At 61.9% G+C, this 14,685-nt stretch carries 12 protein-coding genes; 3 read left to right on the forward strand and 9 right to left on the reverse strand.

Going from position 1 to position 14,685, the window contains the following annotated elements; translation table 11 throughout:
• Nucleotides 1–248 precede the first annotated feature (248 nt).
• Complete coding sequence (locus ACZYR5_RS16745) at nucleotides 249–1,883, forward strand: glucan biosynthesis protein D (RefSeq protein WP_489090210.1); 1,635 nt, start codon at nucleotides 249–251, stop codon at nucleotides 1,881–1,883.
• A 44-nt stretch (nucleotides 1,884–1,927) separates the two neighbouring features.
• Here the strand turns inward: ACZYR5_RS16745 and ACZYR5_RS16750 are convergent, their stop codons facing one another.
• The 3 genes from ACZYR5_RS16750 to ACZYR5_RS16760 all read right to left on the reverse strand — a co-directional run bounded on the left by ACZYR5_RS16750 (nucleotide 1,928) and on the right by ACZYR5_RS16760 (nucleotide 5,547).
• On the reverse strand, nucleotides 1,928–3,034 hold the full coding sequence (locus ACZYR5_RS16750) for an NADH:flavin oxidoreductase/NADH oxidase (RefSeq protein ID WP_105755138.1): 1,107 nt from the start codon (nucleotides 3,032–3,034) through the stop codon (nucleotides 1,928–1,930).
• A gap of 208 nt (nucleotides 3,035–3,242) precedes the next feature.
• Nucleotides 3,243–4,952, reverse strand: coding sequence for a single-stranded-DNA-specific exonuclease RecJ (gene recJ / locus ACZYR5_RS16755; RefSeq protein ID WP_489090211.1), 1,710 nt, complete (start codon nucleotides 4,950–4,952; stop codon nucleotides 3,243–3,245).
• Nucleotides 4,953–5,004: 52 nt separating this feature from the next.
• On the reverse strand, nucleotides 5,005–5,547 hold the full coding sequence (locus ACZYR5_RS16760; protein ID WP_489090212.1) for a YaeQ family protein: 543 nt from the start codon (nucleotides 5,545–5,547) through the stop codon (nucleotides 5,005–5,007).
• A 148-nt stretch (nucleotides 5,548–5,695) separates the two neighbouring features.
• Here ACZYR5_RS16760 and ACZYR5_RS16765 point away from each other — a divergent pair, with 148 nt between their 5' ends.
• Both ACZYR5_RS16765 and ACZYR5_RS16770 read left to right on the forward strand, forming a co-directional pair.
• Nucleotides 5,696–6,895 carry a CaiB/BaiF CoA transferase family protein gene (locus ACZYR5_RS16765; RefSeq protein ID WP_489090213.1) on the forward strand — a complete coding sequence of 400 codons (1,200 nt, stop codon included), beginning with the start codon at nucleotides 5,696–5,698 and terminating at the stop codon, nucleotides 6,893–6,895.
• Complete coding sequence (locus ACZYR5_RS16770; RefSeq protein ID WP_489090214.1) at nucleotides 6,849–7,784, forward strand: TIGR02285 family protein; 936 nt, start codon at nucleotides 6,849–6,851, stop codon at nucleotides 7,782–7,784. Before ACZYR5_RS16765 ends, ACZYR5_RS16770 begins: the two co-directional genes overlap by 47 nt.
• Before the next feature lie 164 nt (nucleotides 7,785–7,948).
• Here the strand turns inward: ACZYR5_RS16770 and ACZYR5_RS16775 are convergent, their stop codons facing one another.
• The 6 genes from ACZYR5_RS16775 to xerD form a co-directional block, all read right to left on the reverse strand.
• Nucleotides 7,949–8,236 carry a DUF3509 domain-containing protein gene (locus ACZYR5_RS16775; protein WP_489090215.1) on the reverse strand — a complete coding sequence of 96 codons (288 nt, stop codon included), beginning with the start codon at nucleotides 8,234–8,236 and terminating at the stop codon, nucleotides 7,949–7,951.
• Nucleotides 8,237–8,398: 162 nt separating this feature from the next.
• Nucleotides 8,399–9,766: a transporter substrate-binding domain-containing protein gene (locus ACZYR5_RS16780; protein ID WP_489090216.1), complete on the reverse strand. Its 1,368-nt coding sequence runs from the start codon at nucleotides 9,764–9,766 to the stop codon at nucleotides 8,399–8,401.
• A 120-nt stretch (nucleotides 9,767–9,886) separates the two neighbouring features.
• Nucleotides 9,887–11,296 (reverse strand): threonine synthase, encoded by a 1,410-nt coding sequence (thrC, locus tag ACZYR5_RS16785; RefSeq protein ID WP_027619116.1) that lies wholly within the window; start codon nucleotides 11,294–11,296, stop codon nucleotides 9,887–9,889.
• Between the two features lie 93 nt (nucleotides 11,297–11,389).
• The gene (locus ACZYR5_RS16790) at nucleotides 11,390–12,694 is read right to left on the reverse strand and encodes a homoserine dehydrogenase (protein WP_027619117.1); all 1,305 of its coding nucleotides are present in this window, start codon (nucleotides 12,692–12,694) and stop codon (nucleotides 11,390–11,392) included.
• Nucleotides 12,695–12,829: 135 nt separating this feature from the next.
• Nucleotides 12,830–13,561: a DsbC family protein gene (locus tag ACZYR5_RS16795; protein WP_489090217.1), complete on the reverse strand. Its 732-nt coding sequence runs from the start codon at nucleotides 13,559–13,561 to the stop codon at nucleotides 12,830–12,832.
• A gap of 213 nt (nucleotides 13,562–13,774) precedes the next feature.
• On the reverse strand, nucleotides 13,775–14,671 hold the full coding sequence (gene xerD / locus ACZYR5_RS16800) for a site-specific tyrosine recombinase XerD (protein ID WP_489090218.1): 897 nt from the start codon (nucleotides 14,669–14,671) through the stop codon (nucleotides 13,775–13,777).
• Nucleotides 14,672–14,685 lie beyond the last annotated feature (14 nt).

Genomic DNA, 14,685 nt, shown 5'->3' on the forward strand with positions numbered 1-14,685 from the left:
AACGATGACGCGGATTGTCTGATAGCAAGCGGTGCCTACAGTTTTTTCGCGAGCAAGCTCGCTCCTACAGGGACAGCCGTAGTTTTCAAAAAAACAACCCAATCATTTTGCGAGTTATTTCGAACCCTTTAACTAATCGGGCATCTGTTTAAACTCCCACGGGTTTGGCCGAAGGCTTGTCCGAACCTCCATTTCAGATCCGTAACGCAGCCAGGAACGCCGCGGGATTGTCCAAGACAGGTTGTCCTATGCACCGCAGGAATTTGCTCAAGGCCTCCATGGCCATCGCTGCCTACACCGGCCTTTCGGCCACTGGCCTGTTGGCAACCCGCGCCTGGGCCGGGACGGCCGATGGCGAAGCCCAGGCCTTCGATTTCGAAGCACTGAAGATCCAGGCCAAGCAACTGGCCAGCAACCGCTACGTCGATACCAAGCAAGTACTGCCGCCAACGCTGGCCAGCATGACCCCGCAGAACTTCAACGCCATCCAATATGACGCCAACCATTCGCTGTGGAATGAGCTGAACGGTCAACTGGACGTGCAGTTCTTCCATGTCGGCATGGGTTTCAAGCAGCCGGTGCGCATGTACAGCGTCGACCCCAAGACCCGCCAGGCGCGAGAGGTGCATTTCCGCCCTTCGCTGTTCAACTATGAGCGCTCCAGCGTCGACACCAGCCAGCTCAAGGGCGACCTGGGCTTTGCCGGGTTCAAGCTGTTCAAGGCCCCGGAGTTGGATAAGCACGACGTGGTGTCGTTCCTCGGTGCCAGCTACTTCCGCGCGGTGGACAACACCGGCCAGTACGGCTTGTCGGCCCGCGGCCTGGCCATCGACACCTACGGCAAAAAACGCGAAGAATTTCCCGACTTCACCAAATTCTGGTTCGAAACCCCGGACAAGGACAGCACCCGCTTCGTGGTCTATGCCCTGCTCGACTCGCCAAGCGCCACCGGTGCCTATCGCTTCGATATCGACTGTCAGGCCACGCAGGTGGTGATGGCGGTCGACGCCCACGTCAACGCACGTACCGCGATCGAGCAATTGGGCATCGCCCCCATGACCAGCATGTTCAGCTGTGGAACCCACGAACGGCGCATGTGCGACACCATCCACCCGCAAATCCACGACTCGGACCGACTCGCCATGTGGCGCGGCAATGGCGAGTGGATCTGCCGGCCGCTGAACAACCCGGCAACCCTGCAGTTCAATGCATTCGCCGACAAGGACCCGAAGGGCTTCGGCCTGGTGCAGACCGACCACGAGTTCGCCAGCTATCAGGACACCGTCGACTGGTACAGCAAGCGCCCGAGCCTGTGGGTCGAACCGACCACAGCTTGGGGCGAAGGCTCGATCGACCTGCTGGAGATCCCGACCACCGGCGAAACCCTGGATAACATCGTCGCCTTCTGGACCCCGAAAAAACCGGTGGCCGCCGGCGATTCGCTGAACTACGGGTACAAGCTCTACTGGAGCGCCCTGCCGCCGGTGGGCACACCGCTGGCACGGGTCAACGCCACGCGCTCAGGCATGGGCGGTTTCACCGAAGGTTGGGCACCGGGCGAGCATTATCCGAAAGTCTGGGCACGGCGTTTTGCGGTGGACTTCAATGGCGGCGGGCTGGATCGCCTGCCCGCGGGCACCGGGATCGAGCCGGTGGTCACCGCGTCGAACGGTGAGGTCAAGGATTTCAACGTGCTGCTGCTCGATGACATCAAGGGCTATCGAATCACTTTCGACTGGTTCCCTACCAATGACAGCGTCGAGCCGGTGGAACTGCGCCTGTTCATTCGCACCCACGACCGGACGCTGAGCGAAACCTGGTTGTACCAGTACTTCCCTCCTGCGCCTGACCAGCGCACCTACCCCGACTGGCCGAAGGCCTGAACCCTGCGGGTCGGCTCCCATGGGGAACCGACCCGCTCGCGGCTTCAGTCGCGCAGATCCGACTCATGGATCGGCTGATCGCGGTGCGTCGCCCGCTGGTACTGCGATGGCCACACGGCCTTGCGTCCTCCCAGGTCGTCGTCGGCATGCAGCGGCCAGTAAGGATCACGCAGCAATTCCCGCGCGAGCAGAATGATATCGGCCTGGCAGGTGCGCAGAATGTGCTCGGCCTGTGCCGGTTCGGTGATCAAGCCGACGGTGCCGGTGGCAATCCCCGATTCCTTGCGCACTCGCTCGGCGAACCGCGTCTGGTAACCCGGCCCCGTCGGAATCTCGGCATTCGCCGCCGTACCGCCCGACGACACATCGATCAGATCCACACCCAGGGCTTTCAAGCGCCGTGCCAGTTCGACGGTTTCATCCGGGTTCCAGCCATCCTCGACCCAATCGGTCGCCGACACCCGCACGAACAGCGGCAACTCTTCAGGCCACACCGCGCGCACCGCCTCGGTCACCTGCAGCACCAGGCGAATGCGATTTTCAAACGAGCCACCGTACTGGTCGCGCCGCTGGTTACTCAGCGGCGAGAGGAATTGATGCAGCAGATAGCCATGGGCGGCGTGCACCTCGACCACCTTGAAGCCGGCGACAAGGGCGCGTTTGGCGGCCGCGACGAACGCCTGAATGACCTCGCTTATTTGCGCCTCGTCGAGCTGTGTGGGCTGGGTGTGCTGCGGGTCGAAGGCAATCGGTGACGGGCCGACCGGGGTCCAACCGCCATCCGCTGGTTTGACACTGCCATGCAGCCCCAGCCATGGCCGATGAGTACTGGCCTTGCGCCCGGCGTGGGCCAGTTGAATACCGGCCACTGCACCCTGGGCGGTGATGAAGCGGGTGATGCGCTGCAGCGGTTCGATCTGTTCGTCGTTCCACAGGCCCAGGTCCTGTGCGGTGATACGGCCATCGGCGGTGACCGCCGTGGCTTCGGTAAAGATCAGGCCGGCCCCGCCCACGGCACGGCTGCCAAGGTGTACGAGGTGCCAGTCATTGGCCAGGCCATCGACGCTGGAATACTGGCACATCGGCGACACGGCGATGCGGTTGAGCAGGGTCAATTGACGAAGGGTATAGGGTTCAAGCAGCAGACTCATGGGGCACCTCTTTGATCCAGTGGGCAGGCTCCAGGGTTCTGATTGAATAGTCGACGAGTGACTGGAAAGGATGCAGGACCCGCCCCCGCGGGTAAAAAATGGACAAAACGTCACAAGGCCAATCAAACAGTGATTAGAGCCTAGTCGACATCCGCCGATCAGGAAGGGTTCGGACTGCAGTTAACGAGTTGCAGCCCGACCGGGAGCCTCAGCGCGGCTCGATATGGGCGATCATCAGTTGCACGGTTTCCTGGCCGCGGAACTCGTTCACATCCAGCTTGTAGGCCAGTTCGACCCAGCGGATGGTCGGGTTGGGCCAGACCTCGCGATCGATCCCGAAGGCAATCCCGTCGAGTTTCACCGAGCCGCATTCGCTCTTGAGCACCACCTTGAGGTGGCGCTCGCCAACGATGCGCTGCTCGACCAACTGGAACACCCCATGAAACAGCGGCTCCGGGAAATGCTGCCCCCAGGGGCCGGCATGGCGCAGGGCGCGGGCCAGTTCCAGGTGGAACTCTTCGACCGCCAGGGTGCCGTCCGACAGCAGCCGCCCGGTCAGGTCTTCCTCGCGCATCTGGCGTCGCACCTCGGCGTCGAATGCCTGGCAAAACAGCGGGAAATTCGCTTCCGGCAAGGTCAGCCCCGCCGCCATCGCATGGCCGCCGTATTTGCTGATCAGCTCCGGATGCTGCGCCGCCACCACGCTCAGGGCGTCACGGATGTGGAAGCCCTGCACCGAACGTCCCGAGCCCTTGAGCATGCCGTCGCCAGCGTCGGCAAAGGCGATGGTCGGACGGAAGTAACGTTCTTTCATCCGCGAGGCGAGAATACCGATCACCCCCTGGTGCCACTCCGGATCGAACAGGCACAGGCCGAACGGCATCGATTCCACCGGCAAATCCTTGAGCTGGGCCAGTGCCTCGCGCTGCATGCCCTGCTCGATGGATTTGCGGTCCTGGTTCATGCCATCCAGTTGCGCAGCCATTTCACGGGCCAGGCCGACGTCATCGGTGAGCAGGCATTCGATCCCCAGGCTCATGTCGTCCAGGCGCCCGGCGGCGTTCAGCCGTGGGCCGAGGATGAAGCCCAGATCAGTGGAGGTGATGCGCGAATGATCGCGCTTGGCCACTTCGAGGATTGCCTTGATCCCCGGTCGCGCGCGCCCGGCGCGGATCCGCTCCAGGCCCTGGTGCACCAGGATCCGGTTGTTGGCATCCAGCGGCACCACGTCGGCGACACTGCCCAGGGCCACCAGGTCGAGCAATTCGCCGATGTTCGGCTGCGGCCGACTTTCATACCAGCCGAGGCTGCGCAGGCGCGCGCGCAGGGCCATCAGCACATAGAAAATCACCCCGACCCCGGCCAGCGCCTTGCTCGGAAAGGTGCAGCCGGGCTGGTTGGGATTGACGATGGCATCGGCGAGCGGCAGTTCGTCACCCGGCAAGTGGTGATCGGTCACCAGCACCTTGAGCCCGGCCTGTTTCGCCGCGGCAACGCCTTCGACGCTGGAGATGCCGTTGTCGACGGTGATCAGCAACTGCGGCTGGCGCTGCAGGGCCACCGCGACGATCTCCGGAGTCAAGCCGTAGCCGTACTCGAAGCGATTGGGCACCAGATAGTCGACATGGGCCGCGCCCAGCAGCCGCAAGCCCAGGGTGCCAACAGTGCTGGCTGTCGCGCCATCCGCGTCGAAATCGCCGACGATCAGGATCCGCTGGCGCTGCTCCAGCGCCACCACCAGCAAATCCACCGCGGCCTCGATGCCCTTGAGCTGCTGGAACGGGATCAGGCGCGCCAGGCTCTTGTCCAGTTCAACCTCGGACTGCACGCCGCGCGCAGCATACAAGCGCGTCAGCAGCGGCGGCAGGTCACCAAGAAATGGCAGGGTGGCGGGGAGCTGGCGAGGTTCGATGCGCATGGGAGGTCGGGGGCTTCTCTTCGATAAGGGTGTAAAGGATGCGGGAGCGCGATCAGCCGCGCTCGCCCTGCAACCATTGCAACTGGACTTCGTGCTGGCCACGGTCGTCGGTGACGAAAATCGTCCCTTCGCTGATCATCACATCCCACTTGATGACGCGGGGCATGTCCTGGGCCAGGGTCTCCAGCACGTCCTGGGGCACGGCGGCGATGTTGACGTTTTTCAGGGTCTTGATCGCCGGAATCACCTTGCCTTCCCAGACGCGCAAGCTGCCGTAGGCCAGCAGGCTGGTGCGTTCGGTGCGACGCGAACACCAGGTCAGGCGCTCGGCATCCGGCTGGCCGACTTCGATCCAGTGCAGCACGCGATCGTCCAGGCTCTTTTCCCACAGGGCTGGTTCGTCGACGTCCGACAGGCCACGTCCAAAGGACAGTTGCTCGTTGTACCAAAAGGCGTAGGCCAGCAGCCGCACGGTCATCCGCTCTTCGGTTTCCGACGGGTGACGGGCGATGGTCTGCTTCACCGTCTCGTAGATACTGCGGTCGAGGTCGGTAAGGTTCAGTTCAAACTTGTAGGTCGTGGACGGCTGGGCCATGGACGGGCTTCTTGATACGAGGAAAGGCGGCAAGTCTAACCGATGCGAGGACCATTCACCGAATCATGACCGCCATCAAGCTTGGCCGCCGGGCGCCTGGCTATGATAAAACGCTGTATTGATTCCGCCTTGTCCTACAGGATCGTCCATGTCGCTCTCCGCCAAACCGCTTGCCGGCCTGAAAGTCATCGAACTCGGTACCCTGATCGCCGGGCCGTTTGCTTCGCGCATCTGTGCCGAATTCGGCGCCGACGTGACCAAGATCGAATCCCCGGACGGCGGCGATCCCTTGCGCAAGTGGCGCAAACTCTACGAAGGCACCTCGTTGTGGTGGTTCGTCCAGGCGCGCAATAAAAAATCCCTGACCCTTAACCTCAAGCACCCCGATGGCCTGGCGATCCTGAAAAAGCTGCTGGGCGAAGCCGATATCCTCATCGAGAACTTCCGCCCCGGGGTCCTGGAAAAACTCGGCCTGGGCTGGGATGTGCTACATGCCTTGAACCCCAAGCTGGTGATGGTCCGCTTGTCCGGCTTTGGCCAGACCGGACCGATGAAGGACCAGCCGGGTTTTGGTGCAGTCGGTGAATCCATGGGCGGCTTGCGCTACATCACCGGCTTCGAGGACCGTCCACCGGTGCGCACCGGGATCTCCATCGGTGACTCGATCGCCGCCCTGTGGGGCGTGATTGGTGCCTTGATGGCCTTGCGTCACCGTGAAGTCAACGGCGGCCAGGGCCAGGTGGTGGACGTGGCCTTGTACGAGGCTATCTTCGCCATGATGGAAAGCATGGTCCCGGAGTTCGACGTGTTCGGCTTCATCCGCGAGCGCACCGGCAACATCATGCCCGGCATCACGCCCTCCTCCATTCACACCAGCGCCGACGGCAAGCATGTGCAGATCGGCGCCAATGGCGATGCGATCTTCAAGCGCTTCATGCAGATCATCGGTCGCGACGACCTGGCCAATGACCCCAGCCTGGCCAGCAACGATGGCCGTGACAACCGCCGCGACGAGCTCTACGGGGTGATCGATCGCTGGGTCAACTCGCTGCCGCTGGACACCGTGATCGAACGCCTGAACGCCGCCGAAGTACCCGCCAGCCGGATCTTCAGCGCAGAAGACATGTTCAGCGATCCGCAATTCATCGCCCGGGAAATGTTTCTCCAGGCCAAGCTGCCCGACGGCAAGGCCTTCAAGATGCCCGGCATCGTGCCGAAACTCTCGGACACCCCGGGCTCCTGCGAATGGGTCGGCGCCGAACTGGGCGAACACAATGCTCAGGTCCTCGGCGAACTGGGCTATGACGCGGCACAGATCACGCGGCTGCGTGAAGCCGGAGCAATCTGAGCTGGCCAGCCCTGGGCGAGGCTTGCGCTGGCTGGGCGTCGCGGCAGTTCTGGCCTGCCTGCAGGTGTTTCCGGCCGCCGCCGACGACAAGCAAACGCTGATCTGGCTGCTGCGCGACTTGCCGCCGCTGACCATTTTCGAAGGTCCGCAGAAGAACCTGGGCGCGGTCGATCAGCTCATGCCGCTGTTGATCGCCAGCCTGCCGCAGTACCGCCACGACCTGTTGCGGGTCAATCGCGCGCGGGGCATGCAGATGCTCCTGGAACCGAGTTTTACCTGCGACCCCTCTTTGCTGTGGAATCCCGAGCGGGCAAAGCGCCTCGCCTATTCGATCCCGGCCTATCGCATCCGCAGCAACGGCATTGCCATCCGTCGCAAGGACCGGGAAGCGCTCACACCTTTTCTCGTCGACGATCAGATCGACCTTGAGCGATTGCTGGCCAGCAATGGGCGCAAGCTGGGCGTGGTGGCCGAACGCAGTTACGGCGAGGTCGTCGATCGCATTCTGCGTCAGGCTCCGCCCGCCAGCCTGTCGGCGCACTACGGCAATGATGCTCTGGGCAGCCTGCTGCAGATGCAGCGCCTGGGCCGTCTGACATCGCTCATGGGCTACTGGCCGGAAATTCGCTACCAGGCGCTGCAGCAAGGCATCGCGCCTGAAGATCTCGAGTTCTTCGGCATTCACGGCAACGCCAAGTACCAATCGATCCATGTGGCCTGCTCGGACACCGCCGAGGGCCGCCGGGCGATCAGCGCCATCAATGTAACGATTCGTCAGTTGCGCAATAACCGCCTGATCGAGTTCTACGCGCAGTGGCTCGATCCGCAGATGCGCAGTGAGTACCTGCGCGACGCCGAGGATTTTTTCCAGGACGAGGCGCCTGAATAAACGCCAGGCAAAAAGAAACCCCGAGCAGTGGGGAGACGACTCGGGGTTAAACGTGGTCTACAAAGACCCGTACCTCAAGCGACAAGCACCGGAGCACAATGCTTGCTCTTGAAGGTACTGAATCTGACAGGCTCGATGAGGCGAAGGTTCCCGAAAAATAACAATCAGTGGCTCAGCACCTGGTGCCGCTCCTGGGCAACATTGCGCAGGGCCTCGATGGCACAGGGTTGCAGGCGCCCTTCGGCAATCAACAGATCACGGTGCAAACCATCGACGACATCGGTCAGCAGCCGCTTATCGGTGAACTGCGCCTGATTGAACTCGCGCTCGATCACAATGGCGCCCACGGTGCTCTTCAAGGTCACCAGGCAGAGGCCGTCGACACCCGAGGGCGTCAGCGTCACGTGGTAGGGGCTCAATGCTTCGCTCAACAACAGGCTGATACTTTCCATCTCGATCACCACTCAATAATTCGAAGACAAAGTGCCAAGGCGCATTCACTGTAAATGACCACCGGCCCGAGAAGAAAGTTCTGCACCGCCCCTGCGCGAGCGCGATGCCACCCTGAGTTGGCTGAGCATGCACGGCAAAGATGACAGGAAAAAAACAGCGCGTTACGCGTCAGTCGCCCCAGTTCGCGACGGCCCGCCACGGGGCTCGGTCCATCCCCCCACCACCCCGCGCAACTCACCGCTGGCGCTGTAGAACGGCACGCTCCATTGATAGATGCCCCTGACGCCCTCCTTGAGCAGCAGTTGGCGCTCGCAGAAGCGGCTTTTGCCACTGCTCAGCTGTTCCATCATTTCCTCGTGCAGCAGTCTGGCCGTGGCATCCGGGACCACGTCCATGTCGGTCAGGCACTTGCCCTGCACCCGTTCCAGGCGCACCGACAGATACTCCTCGTAGCCCTTGTTGCACAGCAGCAGGCGCCCTTGCAGATCGCGCACAAACATCGGGTCGGGCATGGCGTTGATCAAACTGTGCTGGAATGCCAGTTGATCGCTCAGCGCCTGCTCGGCCTCCCGGCGCTTGCTCACCTGGACCTCCAGACGACGACGCCACGACACGCTGAGCAGGCCGAACACGCCGGCGAGCAAACCACCCCACAACAGCCACGAGTAGATCGCTTGCCATGGCGAGGGGGGTGGCGCGACGACGCCTTCCAGCCATTTGCTGCGGATTGCTCGCAACTCGGTGGCAGGGAGCGCCTCCAGCGCCTTGTTGAGGATGCTCAGCAGTTGCGGTTGATCCTTGCGCAGGGCCAGGTGATCGTGCTCCCACTTGCCTTCCAGGCTCGCGCCAACCCTCAGCCGGCCAGCGGGAAAGCGGTAGATGGCATTGTCGTTTTCGATGGTCGCGTCGGCCTCGCCGGTCTCCACCAGCGCTCGCGCCTCGGCATAGGTTTTCACCGAACGCAGGCCGATCTGCGGGTATTCGTGACGGATCGCGCTCTCCAGCGCATGCCGCGCCGGCAACGCCAGGACCTTGCCTTGCAACGCTTGCAGCGACTCCACCGGCGGCGTCCCGGAGCGCTCTACAAAGACCCATCCGGACCCACCAAACGCGTGAGTGAAATCGAGGAACTCCTTGCGCTCCTCGCTCATCGCCAACGTCGTGCTCATGTTCGCACGGGCACTCTCCAGCAAGCCCAGCAGGTGCTCGGTGGAAAACGACTCTTCATGGACGAACTGCAAGCCGGTCATCCGCGAAATCTGCACCAGGATCTCGTTGTTAAGGCCCGTCCACTGCCCCTGCTCGTCCTTGAACAGGTACAACGGGTACTGCACCGATGCGACGATCACCTGGCGGTTATGGGCGATCCAGTCGCGCTCTTCGGAGGACAACAGCAGCGGCCTGTTCACACCGCCAGGGTTGCTTGCCGGGCCATCGGCCTGAGCGGTCGGCCCGCATGACGCAATCCCCAGCAAGCAGAAAAAAAACAGCCAGCAGATAGCTGGCCTTGTACGTGTCATTAGCCACATGCCCACATCCTTCACTCTGACTGCCCCATCCCTGAAGGGCAAAAACGGCGACCAGTGTGGCATGCAGAAACAGGAAAGCCCGTCAGGAGACGGGCTTCATGTGTGACAGTTTTTTGCAGATCAGAGAGGCTTGCCGCGGTTGCCATGCTGACTGACAAAGGCCTGCACGGCTTTCAGATCATTTGGCAGGACGGTGCAACGCTCGTCTCGCTCAAACAAATCCGAAAGGTGCGCAGGCAGTTCAAGCGCTTTTCCTACGCCAGCCTTTTCCACAGCTTCCGGAAACTTGACCGGATGCGCAGTTCCGAGGATCACCATCGGGATATCCAGGCTACGGCGGCATTCGCGCGCGGCCTTGACGCCAATGGCTGTGTGCGGGTCGAGCAGCTCACCGGTCTGGGCAAAGACTTCAGCGATGGTTTCGCAGGTCTGTGCGTCATCCACGGCCAGGGAATCGAACAGTTTGCGGGCTTCGGTCCAGCGCTCCTGCTCGACACTGAAACCGCCGCCTTGCTTGAAGCTGTCCATCAGGCCGGCAATCGCTGCACCGTTGCGACCATGCAGGTCGAACAGCAGGCGCTCGAAGTTCGACGAGACCATGATGTCCATCGACGGCGACAGGGTCGCGTGCAGGGTTTCCTTGACGTACTGGTTGCCGCTCATGAAGCGGTGCAGGATGTCGTTGCGGTTGGTGGCGACGATCAACTGGTTGATCGGCAGGCCCATGTTGCGCGCCAGGTAGCCGGCGAAGATATCGCCGAAGTTGCCGGTCGGCACCGAGAACGCGACCGAACGTGCCGGCCCGCCCAACTGCAGGGAGGCGTGGAAGTAGTAGACGATCTGGGCCATGATCCGCGCCCAGTTGATCGAGTTCACTGCGACCAGGCGCGTGCCCTTGAGGAAGCTCTGGTCGGCGAAGCTGGCCTTGACCATTTCCTGGCAGTCATCGAAGTTGCCTTCGATGGCAATGTTGTGAATGTTGTCGCCGAACAGCGTGGTCATCTGCCGACGCTGGACTTCCGAAACCCGGTTGTGCGGGTGGAGGATGAAGATGTCGACGTTTTCGCAGTGCTTGCAGCCTTCGATCGCCGCCGAACCGGTGTCGCCGGAAGTCGCACCGACAATCACCACGCGCTCGCCGCGCTTTTCCAGCACGTAGTCGAGCAGACGACCGAGCAGTTGCAGGGCAAAGTCCTTGAACGCCAGGGTCGGGCCGTGGAACAGCTCGAGCACCCACTCATTGCCGTTGAGCTGACGCAAAGGCGCCACGGCGTTGTGGGAAAACGCGCCGTAGGTCGCTTCGAGAATCTTCTTGAAATCGGCATCCGGAATGCTGCCGGTTACGAACGGGCGCATCACCCGGAACGCCAGCTCGTGGTATGGCAGGCCGGCCCAGGACGCGATTTCTTCCTGGGTGAAGCGCGGCAGGTTCTCGGGCACGTACAGACCGCCATCACTGGCCAGACCGGCCAGCAGGACGTCTTCGAAATTCAGGGCCGGTGCCTGGCCGCGGGTACTGATATAGCGCATTGGGGCAAACCTTCGGTTTGAGCTTGGGGCTGCAAGCGGCAAGTGAACGCTGAACCGCCTTTCACTTGCCGCTTGCCGCTCGCCGCTGCTGTATTAATTCAAATGTTCGACGCGGATACGTACTACCGGACCGTCAACGCCCTGCAGCGCTTCGAGGGCGGTAATCGCATCGTTCATGCGCTGCTCCAGCACACGGTGCGTCAGCAGGATCATTGGCACCAGGCCGTCGTGTTCTTCGACTTCCTTTTGCATGATCGATTCGATGTTGATTCCGCGCTCCGACAGAATGCTCGCCACCTGGGCCAGTACGCCTGGATGATCCTTGGCCTGGATGCGCAGGTAGTAGGCACTTTCGCAGGCATCGATTGGCAGGATCGGGTGCGCCGACAGGGTGTCCGGGTGGAACGCCAGGTGCGGTACACGATTCTCCGGGTCGCTGGTCATGGCGCGAACCACGTCCACCAGGTCGGCGATCACCGACGAAGCGGTCGGCTCCATGCCGGCGCCAGCGCCGTAGAACAGGGTCGAACCGGCAGCGTCACCATTGACCATGACCGCGTTCATCACGCCGTTGACGTTGGCAATCAGGCGATCGGCCGGGATCAGCGTCGGGTGAACCCGCAATTCAATACCACTGGCGGTGCTGCGTGCCACGCCCAGGTGCTTGATGCGATAACCCAGGGCTTCGGCGTAATTCACGTCAGCGGTGGTCAGCTTGGTGATGCCTTCGGTGTAGGCCTTGTCGAATTGCAACGGAATACCGAAGGCAATCGACGCCAGGATCGTCAGCTTGTGCGCCGCATCGATGCCTTCGACGTCGAACGTCGGATCGGCTTCGGCGTAGCCGAGCGCCTGGGCTTCGGCGAGCACGTCTTCGAAGGTACGGCCCTTCTCACGCATTTCGGTGAGGATGAAGTTGCCAGTACCGTTGATGATGCCAGCGACCCAGTTGATACGGTTGGCCGACAGGCCTTCACGAATCGCCTTGATCACCGGGATGCCGCCAGCCACGGCCGCTTCGAACGCAACGATCACGCCCTTCTCCCGCGCCTTGGCGAAAATCTCATTACCGTGAACGGCGATGAGCGCCTTGTTCGCGGTGACCACATGCTTGCCATTCTCGATGGCCTTGAGTACCAGCTCGCGGGCAACGGTGTAGCCGCCCATCAGCTCTATAACGATGTCGATCTCAGGGTTCGTGGCCACATCGAAGACATCGTTGGTAATCGCAATACCGGTCGTCTGGAACTGAGGCTTTGGCGTGCGCATGGCAATTTGTGCCACTTCGATTCCACGCCCGGCACGACGAGCAATTTCCTCGGCGTTGCGCTGAAGTACGTTGAAGGTGCCGCCACCGACGGTACCTAACCCACAGATGCCTACTTTGACCGGATTCACTCTGAACTCCCCATAAAACGGCCGACTCGAGGCCGGCCGTGGAAACAGCCGCACAATGTGCGGCTCTCTATTAATGGAGCGTCGACGACTGTCGTCGCCCCATGATCGTCAAAGGCTTACCGCGACGACGCAGGATTATTTCGCACCCAGCGCCAGTTTGGCCACTTGTGGCGCTGGCTGGTAGCCCGGAATCACCTGGCCGTCGGCCAAAACGATGGCCGGTGTGCCGTTCACGCCAATCGACTGGCCGAGAGCGAACTGTTTGGAGACCGGGTTATCGCACTTGGCGGCCTTGATCTCCTTGCCATCGACCATCTTGTCCATGGCGGCTTTCTTGTCGGCCGAGCACCAGACATTCTGCAGTTGCTCATCACCCGGCGAGCCCAGGCCCTGGCGCGGGAAAGCAACATAGCGCACTTCGACCCCGAGTTTGTTCAGGGCCGGCACTTCAGCGTGCAATTTATGGCAATACGGGCAGGTGGTGTCGGTGAAGACGGTGATGTGGGTCTTGGTTTCGCCGATGGCCGGATAAACCACGGTTTCAGCGACCGGAATGCCGTTGACCAGCTTGGCGATGCCCAGGCGCTCGGTCTTCTCGGTCAGGTTGACCGGCTTGCCATCCTTGAGTTGGAACAGGTAGCCCTGGACGATGTACTGGCCATCGGCGCTGGCGTACAGCACGCGGCTGCCCTTGAGTTTGACTTCGTAAAGACCGGCCAGCGGGCTGGCGCTGATGGTTTCGATCGGCGTGTCGAGCTGGAGGGTTTCGAGGCTCTTGCGGATGGCTTTGTCAGCCGCATCATCGGCGACGGCGAAAGTGCTGAGCAACGCAATGGCTGCAGCGGCGAAAATCTGGGTCAGACGCATGGGAACTCCTGAAGGCGGACAAATGGATCGATCAGAACGCCGCTATCGCTACAGCGGGTCATAATCGTCCATCGTGCAAACCGGCAAAGCCTATCACATAAGGCTTGGCGGGGCGGAATGCGGGTGATGCAAGGTGTTGGCGGTGGATCAGCCAGCAGGTGTATTGACTGGGCCGGCCCCATCGCCAGCAGGCTGGCTCCCACAAAGCTGCTTTCAACCCCGCGGATGATGCCTGGCATGCAGATCCTGCAACCGCGCCCGCGCCACATGGGTGTAAATCTGCGTGGTCGACAGGTCGCTGTGGCCCAGGAGCATCTGCACCACCCGCAAATCTGCCCCATGGTTGAGCAGGTGCGTGGCGAAGGCATGGCGCAGGGTGTGGGGCGACAGCGACTTGCCGATCCCCGCAACCTTGGCCTGGAGCTTGATCCGGTGCCAGAACGTCTGGCGGGTCATCTGCTCACCGCGCTGGCTGGGGAACAATACATCACTGGGGCGCCCGCCCAGCAGCTCGACACGGGCGTCACGCAGGTAACGCTCGACCCAGACGATCGCCTCCTCGCCCATCGGCACCAAGCGCTCCTTGCTGCCCTTGCCCATGACCCGCAACACGCCCTGGCGCAGGTTGACCTGTTCCAGGGTCAGGCTGATCAGCTCGGTCACCCGCAGTCCACAGGCATACAGCACCTCGAGCATGGCCCGGTCACGCTGGCCGATCGCCTCACTCAAGTCCGGCGCCTTGAGCAACGCTTCGACATCGGCTTCCGACAAGGACTTGGGCAACGGCCTGCCCAGTTGCGGCATGTCGACCCGCAGCGTTGGGTCCACGGCAATCATTTTTTCCCGCAACAGATAGCGATAGAACCCACGCACACCCGAGAGCATCCGCGCCGTGGAACGGGGTTTATAGCCCTGCTCCACGCGCCAGGCCAGGTGATCGAGGATCAGCTCGCGCCCTGCGTTGAGCAATTCCAGCCCCTGCTCCTGGAGCCAGCCGTTGAACAGCGCCAGATCACTGCGATAAGCGTCACGGGTGTTGTCGGAAAGGCCTTTTTCCAGCCACAAGGCGTCGAGAAACTGGTCGATCAGCGGGTGTTCGATAGCAGGCATGGGCACTCAAGACA

Source organism: Pseudomonas sp. F007 (assembly GCF_057814275.1).